Origin of the sequence: Deinococcus cellulosilyticus NBRC 106333 = KACC 11606 (genome assembly GCF_007990775.1) — a bacterium.
Classification (GTDB): domain Bacteria; phylum Deinococcota; class Deinococci; order Deinococcales; family Deinococcaceae; genus Deinococcus_C; species Deinococcus_C cellulosilyticus.
In genome coordinates, this window is record NZ_BJXB01000015.1 from 14,353 (window position 1) to 27,583 (window position 13,231).

Annotated in this window: 14 protein-coding genes; 9 read left to right on the plus strand and 5 right to left on the minus strand. The window is 55.2% G+C overall.

What is annotated here, in order from left to right; translation table 11 throughout:
* Window positions 1-167 precede the first annotated feature (167 nt).
* Window positions 168-1,607, plus strand: a complete 1,440-nt coding sequence (locus DC3_RS16315) for a hypothetical protein (RefSeq protein ID WP_146886150.1) — start codon at window positions 168-170, stop codon at window positions 1,605-1,607.
* A 68-nt stretch (window positions 1,608-1,675) separates the two neighbouring features.
* On the opposite strand, the gene DC3_RS16320 is transcribed toward DC3_RS16315, so the two are convergent.
* The gene (locus tag DC3_RS16320; RefSeq protein ID WP_146886152.1) at window positions 1,676-2,089 is read right to left on the minus strand and encodes an NUDIX domain-containing protein; all 414 of its coding nucleotides are present in this window, start codon (window positions 2,087-2,089) and stop codon (window positions 1,676-1,678) included.
* Window positions 2,090-2,231: 142 nt separating this feature from the next.
* A complete protein-coding gene (locus DC3_RS16325) occupies window positions 2,232-3,056 on the minus strand; it encodes a lysozyme inhibitor LprI family protein (RefSeq protein WP_186816079.1) in 825 nt (274 codons plus the stop codon).
* A gap of 104 nt (window positions 3,057-3,160) precedes the next feature.
* Here DC3_RS16325 and coaBC point away from each other — a divergent pair, with 104 nt between their 5' ends.
* The 4 genes from coaBC to DC3_RS16345 all read left to right on the plus strand — a co-directional run bounded on the left by coaBC (window position 3,161) and on the right by DC3_RS16345 (window position 6,412).
* Window positions 3,161-4,369, plus strand: a complete 1,209-nt coding sequence (gene coaBC / locus DC3_RS16330; protein ID WP_146886156.1) for a bifunctional phosphopantothenoylcysteine decarboxylase/phosphopantothenate--cysteine ligase CoaBC — start codon at window positions 3,161-3,163, stop codon at window positions 4,367-4,369.
* A gap of 129 nt (window positions 4,370-4,498) precedes the next feature.
* Window positions 4,499-4,963 (plus strand): arginine repressor, encoded by a 465-nt coding sequence (gene argR, locus DC3_RS16335; protein WP_034344550.1) that lies wholly within the window; start codon window positions 4,499-4,501, stop codon window positions 4,961-4,963.
* 111 nt (window positions 4,964-5,074) lie between these two features.
* Window positions 5,075-5,713 (plus strand): MarC family protein, encoded by a 639-nt coding sequence (locus DC3_RS16340; protein ID WP_371863440.1) that lies wholly within the window; start codon window positions 5,075-5,077, stop codon window positions 5,711-5,713.
* 171 nt (window positions 5,714-5,884) lie between these two features.
* Window positions 5,885-6,412 carry an HNH endonuclease gene (locus DC3_RS16345; protein ID WP_146886159.1) on the plus strand — a complete coding sequence of 176 codons (528 nt, stop codon included), beginning with the start codon at window positions 5,885-5,887 and terminating at the stop codon, window positions 6,410-6,412.
* Window positions 6,413-6,499: 87 nt separating this feature from the next.
* Here DC3_RS16345 and DC3_RS16350 read toward each other — a convergent pair whose 3' ends face one another.
* Window positions 6,500-6,985: a hypothetical protein gene (locus DC3_RS16350; RefSeq protein ID WP_146886161.1), complete on the minus strand. Its 486-nt coding sequence runs from the start codon at window positions 6,983-6,985 to the stop codon at window positions 6,500-6,502.
* A 33-nt stretch (window positions 6,986-7,018) separates the two neighbouring features.
* Between DC3_RS16350 and DC3_RS16355 the strand changes: the two genes are divergently transcribed.
* Together DC3_RS16355 and DC3_RS16360 are read left to right on the plus strand one after the other, a co-directional pair.
* Window positions 7,019-8,809 (plus strand): menaquinone biosynthesis decarboxylase, encoded by a 1,791-nt coding sequence (locus DC3_RS16355; protein WP_146886163.1) that lies wholly within the window; start codon window positions 7,019-7,021, stop codon window positions 8,807-8,809.
* 379 nt (window positions 8,810-9,188) lie between these two features.
* Complete coding sequence (locus DC3_RS16360; RefSeq protein ID WP_146886165.1) at window positions 9,189-10,877, plus strand: M3 family oligoendopeptidase; 1,689 nt, start codon at window positions 9,189-9,191, stop codon at window positions 10,875-10,877.
* A gap of 119 nt (window positions 10,878-10,996) precedes the next feature.
* On the opposite strand, the gene DC3_RS16365 is transcribed toward DC3_RS16360, so the two are convergent.
* Together DC3_RS16365 and DC3_RS16370 are read right to left on the minus strand one after the other, a co-directional pair.
* Complete coding sequence (locus DC3_RS16365) at window positions 10,997-11,620, minus strand: histidine phosphatase family protein (protein WP_146886167.1); 624 nt, start codon at window positions 11,618-11,620, stop codon at window positions 10,997-10,999.
* A 189-nt stretch (window positions 11,621-11,809) separates the two neighbouring features.
* A complete protein-coding gene (locus tag DC3_RS16370) occupies window positions 11,810-12,280 on the minus strand; it encodes a macro domain-containing protein (protein ID WP_146886169.1) in 471 nt (156 codons plus the stop codon).
* Window positions 12,281-12,376: 96 nt separating this feature from the next.
* Between DC3_RS16370 and DC3_RS16375 the strand changes: the two genes are divergently transcribed.
* On the plus strand, window positions 12,377-12,625 hold the full coding sequence (locus DC3_RS16375) for a hypothetical protein (protein ID WP_146886171.1): 249 nt from the start codon (window positions 12,377-12,379) through the stop codon (window positions 12,623-12,625).
* Between the two features lie 90 nt (window positions 12,626-12,715).
* Window positions 12,716-13,231, plus strand: a complete 516-nt coding sequence (locus tag DC3_RS16380; protein WP_146886173.1) for a DUF6714 family protein — start codon at window positions 12,716-12,718, stop codon at window positions 13,229-13,231.

The window sequence follows — 13,231 nt, forward strand, 5'->3', positions numbered from 1 at the left end:
CTGACTTTGCATCCAGTATTGTGCACAGTTTGCAACAGGTCAAACTCCTGCAAGCTTTTAGGGGAAATGCCTGATATGTCGATCCCCTGAATTATAGGACCATGAGTGTACGATAAAGCACAGTCTTTCCTGCTCATCTCAACATTCAACGTCCTGCAAGGAGAACCATGAAACAGCTCAGACCTGCCCTCTGGGGTGGTGTGGCTTTGTGCGCCATCACCCTCAGCCTGATCCATGCCCAGGGCCAGAAACAGCCCACTCCCGTCAACAAGGGGAACACCCTCCCTTCCAGTGTTGAAGCCGTGATCAAAGAATTCAACCACCAGAGTGGACATGGGCTGGACTTCCCGGATTTCGGATTCATGTTGCCTGCCACCGAGTACCACGGGCGGGTTTTCCAGCTCAGCCAGGATTATCCCAGCAAACTCCCGAAAATGGATGCAGGGGTCCAGAAGATCCTCAAGATCGATTTCCGCAAAGACTGGAAAAAGTATGCCCTGGCTGTGCGGGATTATGTCCTGCAGGGAAACATTGAACAGCCCGGTTACGACAACGATTTCTTCCTCGAGGACAACAAGGTGCGCAAGTGGTTTCACGTGCCCTGGCAGCACTGGGGTCCCCAGGGGCGTGAAGGTTTCCACGGTCTGACTCAGGAAGGGCCCATCAACCCACAGATGCTGGCCCAGGCGCAAACCACCCCCAGTCATGCCTATGCTGTTGGGTTCTACAACGATCTGGGGGGCTACACCCTCGGCAGGGTGTGGGACAACCCCAACTTCCCCAACATCAAGTACATGGCGGGTGGACAGACTTTCCCGGTGGGGACGGTGGTGGGCAAGGTCCTGTTCACCACCCTGGATGCCAGCGAAGTGCCCTACCTGAAAAACCCCATCAAGTGGCAGGCCTACGTCTACAACTGTGATGTGCCAGGGGCAAACAGCAATGCCCAGTGCCCTCCCAAAGAAGGGGGCGTGCGTGAACAGGCCCCAGTACACCTGATCCAGATGGACATCATGGTGCGCGACCCCAGGGCCGAGATTGGCTGGACGTTCGGGACCTTCATCTACAACGGGGAGGTGGGCAACCAGAACCGCTGGAAAAACCTCGTGCCTGTAGGGCTGCAGTGGGGCAATGATCCCGAGGACCGCACCAGCAATTCCAATCCCACACCCGTGAAAACCATCATCAACCCCAAATTGAAACAGACCGTGATCAACACTTCCAAGGATCTGCCTGCCACCCACCTGGGATGGGGTTCTCGCCTGAACGGTCCGGTGGACAACCCAAACTCCAGTTGCATGTCCTGCCACAGCACCGCACAGTATCCCGGTGTCTCTGCCATCATGCCCTTCCTGAACACGCCTGCCGTCCCGATTCCGGCCAATGGCACCCAGGCCTCTGCTGCCTGGATGAAGTGGTTCAGGAACATCAAAGCAGGCGAGGCTTTCGACAAAGGCCGTGCCATCTCCATGGACTACAGCCTGCAACTGCAGAAGAGCATCGAAAACTTCCTGGATTACCAGTCTTCCATCAATCAGGGGCAGTACTCCATCCAGTACTGGGAGAAGGGTCGTAAGCCTTACGACAACGAAAACGGCAATCCCTGAGGATGCCGATAAACAGAAAAGTGGAGGAGAAATCCTCCATTCCTTTTTTCACGTGAAACACCCTGGGATCAGGGATGCAGTTTTGAGAGGGCAAGCCTGGTGATGGCATCATCTGGACCACCCGGATCACAGCGGGTCAGCATCTCTTCTGGAGTCACCACTTCCAGTCCAGCACCCTCCAGAACAGTGAGGGTGGCAGGATCTCCGGCAAAGAGGTGAGCAAACACATGGATGGTGTACTTCAGGTCAGGAAGGTCATCCTCGCACCGACCCCAGAACTCCACCTGGGATGCTGTGAGCTCCACATCGAGTTCCTCGCGAATTTCCCGCAGCAGGGCCTGAAGGGGGGTTTCTCCCGCTTCCAGCCCTCCCCCGAAATATCCCCACAGAGGTGGCTTGTGGCCTCTGCGGTCTTGCACGATGATGTGCCTGCGGTCTGGCAGGTAAAGCACCAGCACTGCGTTGTTCTTGATGGTCTTCACCCTCCCAGTATCTCAGAGATCAACCAGCAAAAGTTCGTTTGCCAGATCTTCCGCAGGTGGATGACACCTCAGGATCTCAGAGATCGGCAACAAGGCACCTGTCACTTCTTCCAGGAACTGGTTGAGACTTCAGGACCTCAGATCATCTTGAAAAAGCCCTGTACCCCTTTGGAATGGCGTAATTGAATTTCTCCTGCCCGAGATTGATCTTCACCTGCTTCTGGTTTTGCAGTGCAGTGAGGGACACACTGGAAGAAACCAGTGCATGATATTTGCGGCCCAGTTTGAGGTCGAGTCCGGTGTTTCCTCCGGGTTCATCCCTCCAGATTCCGTCTTGCATGGTGTAGATCTTGCCATTGTCCAGGTCAAAAGCGATGCCGACAATGTTCTTGCTGGCCCCGGTCATGTATTTTCGGACGTTCACGGTCCAGCCAGACTGCATGGATTCGGAGGTGACCCCGATGTACAGGGAGACCTCCTGCTTTCTGGCGATCTGGGGGGTGTTGACCTCGACTTCAAAGTAATACTTGCCCTTGCTGTGTCCCTGATCGCTGGTGAATTCATAATCTGAAGCGCTGTAATCCTCTGCGATCAGGTCCTGTCTGGGGTTGTAGGCTTTCAGTTCCTCAATGCGGGCATCGGTGAAGCGCACCACACAGACGGTCTTGTATGGGTCCAGCAGGATCTTCTGGAACCACTTTTCCCGGTTGCTTTCTTTGCTGTCCAGTTTGCAGGCCTGATCTCTCGTCTTCAGCCACTGTCTCTGTTCACTTCGCAAGGTCGTTTGCTGGCTTTTGCTGAGGGTGCCCATCAGCTTCTGGTATTCGGTGTTGATCCTGCCATCTGAGGCGCGAAGTTCTGAGGCCAGACAGCTTTTCCACTGCGCATCCGTGGAGGGGGCATCGCAGGAGGCTGCGAGAGCAGAGCTGAGGGTGCCAAAAAAGATCAAAGCCATCAGGTGTTTCATGGGGTGTACCTCTGGTTTCATTGTGATCTTCTGTTGGGCCTGTGGTGGTGTTTTTGCGCACGCCCCTGCACTACACCACCTGTGGAAAGTGGTACTTTGGCGGTATGCAACGAGTGCTCGTGATTGTCTGCGCATCTGTGGCTGCCATGAAAGCTCCTTTTGTCCTCAGGCGCATCCGGGAAGCTGGATTTGAGACCCGCGTGATCGCCACCGACAGTGCCCTGAACTTCGTGACCCCTCTGGCCCTGAGCAGCGCATCCGGGAACACCGTTTTTACCCAGGAAAGCTGGTTCAGTCCACAGGCAGGGGCACAACACCTGGAACTTGCCCACTGGGCCGATGCTGTGGTGGTCGTGGCTGCCAGTGCAGACTTCATGGCCCGTGCTGCCCTGGGGTTTGGAGACGATCTGGGCACAGCCACCCTGCTTTCCGTGCGTGCACCTGTGCTGTGGGCCCCTGCCATGAATCCAGGCATGTGGGAGCATCCTGCAACCCGTGCTCACCGTGAGACCCTGCAAAGCTGGGGACACCGGTTCATTGGACCCACTTTCGGAAAACTGGGCACAAAAGGGGAAGGGGAGGGCATGGGCCGCATGCTGGAACCGGAGGAAATTGCCGAGCATGTGAAGCGGGTCTTTGCGCCAAAAGACATGGTGGGCAGAAAAGTCCTGATCAGTGCAGGCCCCACCCGCGAGTACCTGGACCCGGTGCGCTTCATCTCCAACCCTTCAAGCGGCAAGATGGGTTTTGCTGTAGCCGAAGAAGCCCTTTCCAGAGGCGCAGAGGTGGTGATTGTCTCCGGTCCGGTGTCCATTTCTGCTCCAGTCGGGGCCACAGTGGTTCCTGTGGAGTCGGCAATGCAGATGCGGGACGCCATGGAAGCCCACTTTGAGTGGTCCGATGTGGTGGTGATGACGGCTGCCGTTGCAGACTACCGTGCAGCAGAACAGAAGAACGAAAAGCAGGCCAAAGTCAGCGAGCACTTCACCATCGAACTGGTCCCCAACCCTGACATTCTTTCCGGTCTGGGATCAAAAAAGGGAAACCGGGTGCTGGTGGGTTTTGCCATGGAAACCCACGCAGGGGTGGAACGCGCAGCAGGGAAAGCCCGGCGCAAAAATGCCGATTTCATCTGTCTGAATTACCCCACGCGGGAAGGCACCGCTTTCGGGGGAGACGACAACCAGGTGACTTTTGTGTTCCCGGATGGTACATTTCAGGACCTGCCCCGCATGAGCAAACGGGAAGTGGCAGAGCACCTTCTCGATGAAGCTTTGAAGCGCATGCAGTGGGCCATACAGCAGCCTGAATAACTCCATAAGGCAAAAAACAAGATCAAAAAGGGGTTGCATCTGGAGCATTCTGCGCGAATGCATGACAGAACTGCATAAAAATACCCTTTTCTAAACCGTATATACTGTTGCATAATTACAGTTATCCTTATGGCACTCACCAAAGAACAACGTCAACGACGTATCCAGGAAATCATCTCTCGAGAAGCGATCTCCACCCAGGCCGAACTGGTCAAACGCCTCAACGACGAGGGCATGAACGTCACGCAAGCCACCATCTCCCGCGACATCAACGAACTCAGGCTGGTGCGCCTGCCCATCGGCAAAAGCAAGCACCGTTATGCCCTCGCCCACGTGGCCAACGAAAGCGACGTGATGGACGAACTCGCCAAACTCTTTCGCTCCTTCGTGCGCGACATGGACCGGGGCGAAAACATCATCGTCATCAAGACCGCAGAGGGACACGCCAACGGGGTGGCCTATCTGATCGACAAACTCACCCGCGATGACATCATCGGGACCCTTGCGGGACAGGACACCATCATGCTGGTGGCCCGCACCGTCAAAGATGGGGAAAACCTGCTGGAAGAACTGAGCGCACTGCTGGTGTCGTGACCCCACCGCAGCCCTGGGCTGGTCCTCCCCTGCAGAGGGGAGGAAAGCGAGTAAAACGAGCGAGGTGGGGATGACATTGCTCCCTGACCAAATTGGATACAATGTCTGCTGATGACGGACCTGCTTGCCCTTGCCACCCAGACGTTTTTGACCATGGTTGTTGTGATGGACCCCGTGGGTCTTGCTCCGGTGTTCATCAGTCTGGCAGGGAGCAGGCCCTCTTTTGAGCGCAGGAAGATTGCCATCAAGGCCATTTCGGTGGCTGCAGGCATCATTTTTCTGTTTGCCTTTTTCGGAGAGGCCCTGCTTCACCACCTTGGGATCAGCATTCACTCGTTCAAGATTGCAGGGGGCATTCTGCTCTTCCTGATTGCCCTCGACATGGTGTTTGCCCGACCCAGTGGGGCCAAGGAAACCGAAGAGGAAGAAAAAGAAGCCCAGAACAGACAGGACCCCAGTGTGTTTCCTCTGGCGATTCCCCTGATTGCTGGACCAGGAACCCTGGCCAGCATCATGATTCTGTCCTCCAAAGCTTCAGGGCATGCGCTGGACATTCTGGTGGTCATTGGTGTGACCGTGGTTGTGCTGGCGCTCTGCTATCTGGCGCTCAGACTCTCCGGGCAGATTGCGAAAGTGATCGGGTTGACCGGGGTGCATGTGGTGACCCGTGTTCTGGGCGTTTTGCTTGGGGCTCTGGCCGTCCAATATGTGGCAGATGGAGCCTGGGGCATCATCCAGTCCAACTCATAAACATCTGTTAATTTTTGATGAGAGATCTGATTTTTTCTTGACAGGACCTGATTTTCCGATGGAAAAAGCAGAAGTTGTGTTCATCAAGAGCGAATTTAAGCTATAACGCTCATCAAAATTCGCTATTTGGCCAACAGACAGATCACCAAAAGACGTTAAACTGAATGTGTTATGAATGCGACTCAGCTGGTTCCACTGAACCTCAACAAACCCCGGGTGCTGGTGCTCAACGCCAGCTACGAGCCGATGCACATCGTCTCGATCAAACGGGCGATCACGCTGATCATGCATGAGGTCGCAGAGGTCCTGGAAGACAGCCAGGATTTCATTCATTCCCCGAGCACCATCATGCCCGTGCCGAGCGTGATCCGCCTCAGAAAATTCATCCGGCGTCCGAGAGTGCAGGTTGTTCCCTTCTCGCGGCGCAATGTACTGCGCCGCGATTTTTTTACCTGCCAGTACTGCGGTTCCACGCTGGAACTCACCATTGACCACGTGATGCCCCGCTCTCGCGGAGGCCGCCACGCCTGGGACAACGTGGTGACCGCCTGCCGGGAATGCAACCAGAAAAAAGGGAATAAAACCCCCCTGGAAGCGGGCATGCCCCTCAAGCACCCGCCCAAAGCGCCCAAGTTCAATGTCCTCACCATGGGGCAGGACCATCAGGCGCAGGAAGCCTGGAACAAGTACCTGTACTGAAGAAGCGGTCAGCTTTCAGCCGTCAGCCATCAGCAAATCATTTCAAGGCCACCTGAGAGACCCTCGGGTGGTTTTTCATGGTGCAAATCAGGCTGTGGAGTACCACCAAATCAACAGGTAGGTCTCCTCGAATTGCAGGAGGGTGAAGCTCTCTATTTCATCTACATTGTCCTGCAGCAATATCCCTGAAACAAGGTGCTCTTCCTGTGTGAAACGACGCAGAGCCTCACCTGCATCTGTGCGTTTACAGACCGTCTTTAGATGATCCATCAAATAAGTCAACTGGTCTTCTGGAGGATTCAGCAAGAGCAAACAGTCAAGATGGTAAACGCTGGTTGAAAAGACATCATCAGGAAGGCTGCTCAAAAATTCTTGTAATCCATGCCACCACAGCTGCCCTACGGTTTGAACGTCTTTCTGGTCAATCAGCAGGATTTCAATGAACTCTTCTGAGTGGCTTTTCAGATCGTCTGGACCAAAAGAAAAACGCCTGAAGGGAAAGGTGGGCAGATCTGCTGCACTCCGTAGCTCGGCATACAACTTCTCTTTGGTGATCAGCAGAGGCAGGGACATTTTTATCACTGTAGCAGGACGTAAACTGTCCGTATGGCTTTTACCGACCTGCATTCGTTCATCGCCCTTCTGGAGAGCAGGGGTCAACTGATCCGTGTGAAGCGCGAGGTGGACCGTCATCTGGAAATCACTGAAATTGCGGACCGTCTGGTGAAAAAAGACGGTCCTGCAGTGCTGTTTGAGAACGTCAAAGGGAGTCCTTTCCCCCTGGTCATCGGCCTGATGGGCACCCGGGAACGCATGGCCTGGGCCCTCGGGGCAAATTCACTGGATGAGGTGGCAGACCGCATCAAGAAACTGCTGGATGTGAAAATGGGCGGAGGTCTGCTGGGCATGGCCTCCAACCTCGGGAAACTGAAAGACCTCGCTGCGCTGCCTCCGAAACGGGTGCGTTCTGCCCCTGTGCAGGAAGTGGTGTGGCGTGGCGATGAGGTGGATCTCTCAAAGATTCCGGTGTTGCACTGCTGGCCAGACGATGGTGGTCCTTTCGTCACCTTCCCTCTGGTGATCACCAGAGACCCCATCTCGGGGGAATACAACATGGGGATGTACCGCATGCAGGTGATGGGCAAAAACACCACCGGCATGCACTGGCAGCGCCACAAGACGGGTGCCAGACACCTGGAGAACGCTGGAAAACTGGGCAGGCGTCTGGAGGTGGCAGTGGCCCTCGGGGGAGATCCTGCCCTGATTTATGCGGCAACAGCCCCTCTGCCTCCGGTGCCGGGCCTCAACGAGTATTCCATGACCGGTTTCCTGAGGGGGCAGAACCAGCCTGTGATCAAAGGCATCACTGTGGATCTGGAGGTGCCCGCCAATGCAGAGTTCATTCTGGAAGGCTATGTGGACCCGAATGAGGAATGGGTGGATGAGGGGCCTTTTGGAGACCATACAGGTTTTTACACCCCTGTCGACAAATATCCGGTTTTTCATGTCACGGCCATCACCATGCGCAAGAATCCCATCTATCCGGCGACCATTGTGGGCAGGCCGGTCATGGAAGATGCTTACCTGATTGAGGCATCTGAGCGCATCTTCCTGACGGCTGCACAGCTGATTGTTCCCGAGATCAAGGACTACTGCATGCCGCCTGCTGGTGTGGCACACAATCTGGTTTTTGTGGCCATGAAGAAAACCTATCCAGGGCAGGCCTACAAGGTGGCCAATGCGCTCTTTGGACTCGGGCAGATGATGTTTGCCAAGGTGATTGTGGTTCTGGATGAGGATGTGGATGTGACCGACTTTGATCGGGTCTGGAGGGAAGTGGCCCTGAAAGCCGTGCCAGGCCACCACACCCTGCATGGTCGCGGGCCGATTGATGTGCTGGATCACAGTTCCAGACAGTGGTCTTATGGTGGAAAGCTGATCATCGATGCCACCACCAAACACCCTGAGGAAGAGACGCCAGATGACTTCAGGCCCATGCCTGTGAAGGACCTTCCGGTGCTCGAAGGCATTCTGGACCAGTGGCAAACAAAAGACGGTTACTGGGTGGTGAAGGTCCACAAGACCCGTGCCCATCAGGGGCAGGAGCTCGGAGAGGCACTTGTGGGTTTGCAGGTGGCTTCAGGTGTCCGTCACATCCTGCTGGTGGATGAGGAAACAGATGTGTTTGACCTTCAGGATGTGTGGTGGACCATCCTCAACAACATCGATCCAGAAAGGGATGTGAAGGTCCTGAATGGAAAAATGGTCTGGGATGGAACCCCCAAACGGGAAGACGAGGGCTTCCACCGGGTGTGGCCGAAAAAGATCACCATGACCGAAGAGGTCAGAAAGCATGTGTCAGAGCACTGGAAAGACTACGGTTTGCCTGAGCTGTAAACGTTGAAAAGCCTGTGTTGCACTTGCTGGGAAAGCCATGCCCTGTGCATGGTTTTTTGTTTGTCGGGTGATGGGTCCCCAGTTCAACACTGCTCTGTGCGAATGGCCTTCTGGACAGGGGCTGCTTTCTCCCTGCGAAACCCCCTGAAAATTCGTGTTGTCCAGTGGACTTTGCTTTCAACAGCAGCTGCATCTCTGGTGGGCACAGGGGGTTCTTTCATGGCGAGGATGCCCTTGAAGAAACACACAAAACAAAAAACCTGATTGGGTTCCATGGTTCACGCTCCTTTGAGGAGAAGTGTAGGGCTGGCCCTTGCGGCCAGGTCAAGCCCTGTTTCACGTGAAACAGGCCCAAAACGGCAGCGTGGTAAATTGGGACATGCTCCAGACCCTCAATCCACTGCTTGAAGACACTGAAATTTCATGGGAAACCCATCAGAAACCTTTTCAGGAGCTGCTGGACCGGGAAGTCCAGCCCGAGGACATCACCCAGTTTCTGCTGGACTGGTCTGCGCTGGAAAACCAGTTGCAGCATGTGCAGACCGTCCGGATGATCCGTGCCCACCTGGACACTTCAGATCAGGAGGCCCAGGACCGTCAGGCTGCTTTTGTGACAGAGGTCCAGCCTGAGTGGGAAAAGATGGCGGCTGCTCTGAAACAGAAACTGCTTTCGCTGGACCACAGCCACCTGCCTGCAGATGCCGTGCAGATGGTGCGCCGCTTCCAGGCCGATGCCAGAACATTCCGGGAGGAAAATGTGCCTCTGCAGACGGAACTCTTCAGTCTGGAGCAGGAGTACACCCAGATCAGTGGTGGTCTGAAAGTCGAGTTTCAGGGAGAGCAGAAGAGCCTTCCACAGATGAAGCCCTTTCAGGTTTCACCAGACCGTACCGTTCGGGAAGAAGCCTGGAAGGCTGTGCGTGCGGCCCTGAGCAGTGTTGCTCCACAACTGAATGACCTGTTCCTCAAACAGCTGAAACTGCGTCGCCAGATGGCAAAAAACGCTGGATACCCCGATTTCCGGGCTTACATGTGGGACAGATACCACCGTTTTGACTACACCGCGGAGACCTGCCTGGAGTTTCACCAGACCGTCAAAGCAGAAGTGGTCCCTTTTGCCCTGGAGATGCTGGAACAGCACCGGGTGAAGCTCGGTCTGGATGTGCTCAGGCCCTGGGATGCTTACTGGCACACCGTTGTTGAGCCTGGACACCTGCCTGCCCTGAAACCTTTCCAGACGGCAGAAGAACTGGAAGCCAAAACAGAGCAGGTGTTCTTTGCCGTCAGCCCGAAACTGGGGGAGATGTTTCACCTGTTTCGGAAAAACGGGGCCATGGACCTGGGAAATCGACCCAACAAGCTGCCCCAGGCTTACTGCACGGGCCTTGCACAAAGTGGGTGGCCTTTTATGTTCCAGAGCGCTGTGGGGACCATGATCGATGTCATGGTGACGCTGCATGAGTCAGGCCATGCTTTCCACCTGTATGCCAGCCTGCACGGCCAGCGTTTCCCCTGGAATGTCATGTCAGGGATCGAATTTGCCGAGGTGCCCTCCACAGCCATGGAATACCTGGCACTGGACCATCTGTCTGCTTTCTACACCCCGGAAGAAATGCTGCGGGTCAAACGCAATGCCATCTGGAGCATGGTGCAGGGCATCCCCTGGCAGTGCGTGATGGATGCTTTCCAGCACTGGCTGTATGTGGAGGCTCCAGAAGAGGTCACCCCGGAGATGCTGGAAGACAGATGCCGCGAACTGATGGATGAATTCATGCCTGTTCCTGCCTGGACAGGATTCGAAGCAGAAAGGGGAAACCTCTGGCAGATCTTCCATGTGTTCAGCATCCCTTTCTATTTCATCGAGTATGCCATCAGTGGACTTGGGGCCATACAGCTCTGGAGGAACCATCAACAAGATCCCCAGAGAACCATCGAGCAGTACCTGGATGCCCTTGCCCCTGGCTACACCCTCTCGGTCCCGGAAGCCTATGAACGCTGTGGGATCTCCTTCAGGTTTGACCGACCCCTGGTGCGGGAATTGATGGACTTTTTGAGAAAACAGTTGTAGAGTCACTCCCCAATGGTTTGAAGCCTGCATGTCAAATGCAGGCTTTTTGCAGTCAGGTGAAGTGCGCGCCCCCTGTTCTGCAGTGTCAGGATGGAAAGACGCAATGGAGAGGTGTCCTCTCAAAAATTCAACAGCTCAGGATGGGCAGCCAGATGGGGTTGCTGGGCCACCGCACGCAGCACCACCCGTTCACTGTTGCGTGAAACCTCCACCACGGTGAAGGCCGTGTCTCCAAAAGGAAAGATCACATGGTCCGGGCATCCCACCAGGGCACGCAGGGCCATGTTGAGGACCCCTCCGTGTGCAACCACCAGGGCATTCTCTGCCCCTGACTGGAACACCTGTTCCAGAGCAGTGGCCGCCCGTCTGCGGAATGCGTCTTCACTTTCGCCTCCATCCGGGGTGAATTTCTGGTAGCGGTGCCGGAAAGCAGGAATGGGATATTTCTGCTGGGCCGCTTCATGGGTCATGCCAGCGATGGGGGTGTTGTCAAATTCCATCCATTCCTCGACGGGTGTGGGAATGAGCCCCAGGGCATCACAAACAATCTCTGCCGTCTGTCTTGCCCTCGACAGGGTGGAGCATTCTGCATGATCAAATCCGGGATTGTTTTCACGCCAGTAGGCTGCGAGAAGCTCTGCTTGCTGGATGCCTGCTGCGGTGAGAGGGCTGTCATAACGTCCTTCAATGACATTTTCATCGTCTGCACGGGAGCGCCCGTGTCTCAGGAAGGTGATTTTCATGCTGTCTTTCAGGCTATATCCAGCCGCTTGCGGGATCAAGGGCCTTCTGACCACTTCCGAAATGTACAGCGGTTGCCGGGCATGGCCTGATTAAACTTGACGAATATTGCATATCGGGATATGCTGTTCTTATCCATCGGCGAAAAGCCGAATTTTTTGTTTTGGGACTGTCGCAGGAGAGATGGCCCCTCACCTGACAGCTTTAAAGCGCACCAGCACGATCTTCCCTGGAAAGCCTGCCCTGTCAAATTCCTCCAGCATCCAGCGTTCGATGGTCTGGGCTTTCCCACTTCCTGAGCCTGCCCCGATCAGGGGAAAAGCCACAGATTGAAACCCCTCTTGCTGGGCAATTTGCAGCGCATGTCTGACACTGCTGCGCACGGAGAACTCGCTGGAGCGCCACAGCATGTTGATGCCTGCCACATGAATGATCGCCCGGTGGGGCAACTTTCCTGCACCTGTCAGCACAGCATGACCCAGAGGAATCGGACCCACGCGGGCCAGTTCCCGGAAGGGCTCCAGGCCTGCCCTGCGTTTGATCGCTCCTGAAACCCCCTGGGGCAACAAAAGCCACCACGGGATGATGTTGCGGTTCCAGGCATTGACGATGGCCTCCACAGGTTGCTCCAGCAGGTCCCCTTCAACAATTTGAATGGTCATGGTGACCTGAATTGTATCGGGTGTTCTCCTGCACAATTCTTTCTTTGTGCTCTTTTGTCTCTGCAACTTCACAGGCCAGGGTTTCGTATCAGAAGCATGGATGATTTTCTGGGAAGCCTGTTTGAAGGGATTGTGGATTTTCTGGGTAAATTCCTGATCAACGTCATCTGGACTGCCTTGCATTTTTTGTTTGGGGTCTGGGGCGCGGGGTTGTTTTTGCTCAATGCAGGGCTCCTGATCCCCTTCCGCAGCAGGGCCAGTGTGCTCTGCAGCCTGCTGGCCTGGGTGGTGTGGGCTGTGGTCAGACGCCTGCCAATCAAGAGGGATGGAGGATGGGCAGATTAAGCTTGATGCATATTGCATACCGTGCTATACTGTTTACATCAGTCGGCGAAAAGCCGAATTTTTTGTTTTATCCCCTGGACTTATCCTTCCATGAACAGCCCAGACCTTTTTGAACAGCAGGCCCAGCTCAGGCTTCAGATGCACCACGCTTTTGAAGGGGTGGTTCTGGGAGATGGAACCGGTCTGGGCGAAGCAGATGTCATTGATGATTATGGAACCGCTGAAGAACGCAGGCTGGCCCGTTTCCGGGATTTTCAGGGCCCCTGGTGGGAACACCCCAGAGACAGGTTGCGCATGTACACCAGTGTGTTCTGTTTCATGGATGCCGCAGGCTACACCTACCATCTGGCCGTGTACCTCTGGCATGCTTTGCAGGAAGATCCACAGCAGGGCCTTGGAGATGTGGGATGGCTGGTGTTCGATCTGCTGGATTTTGCCCGCATTCAGCAGCCTCAAATGACAGCAAGTCAAATCCAGATGATCCTGAAATTCACCGAATGGATCGAGGTGCTTGAACCCGAACGCATGCAGCACGAGGACTTCCGGGCTGAGGTGAGGCGTGTCTGGGCCCACTGGGCAGAGCAACTGGAAGGCCTCTCCAGATGA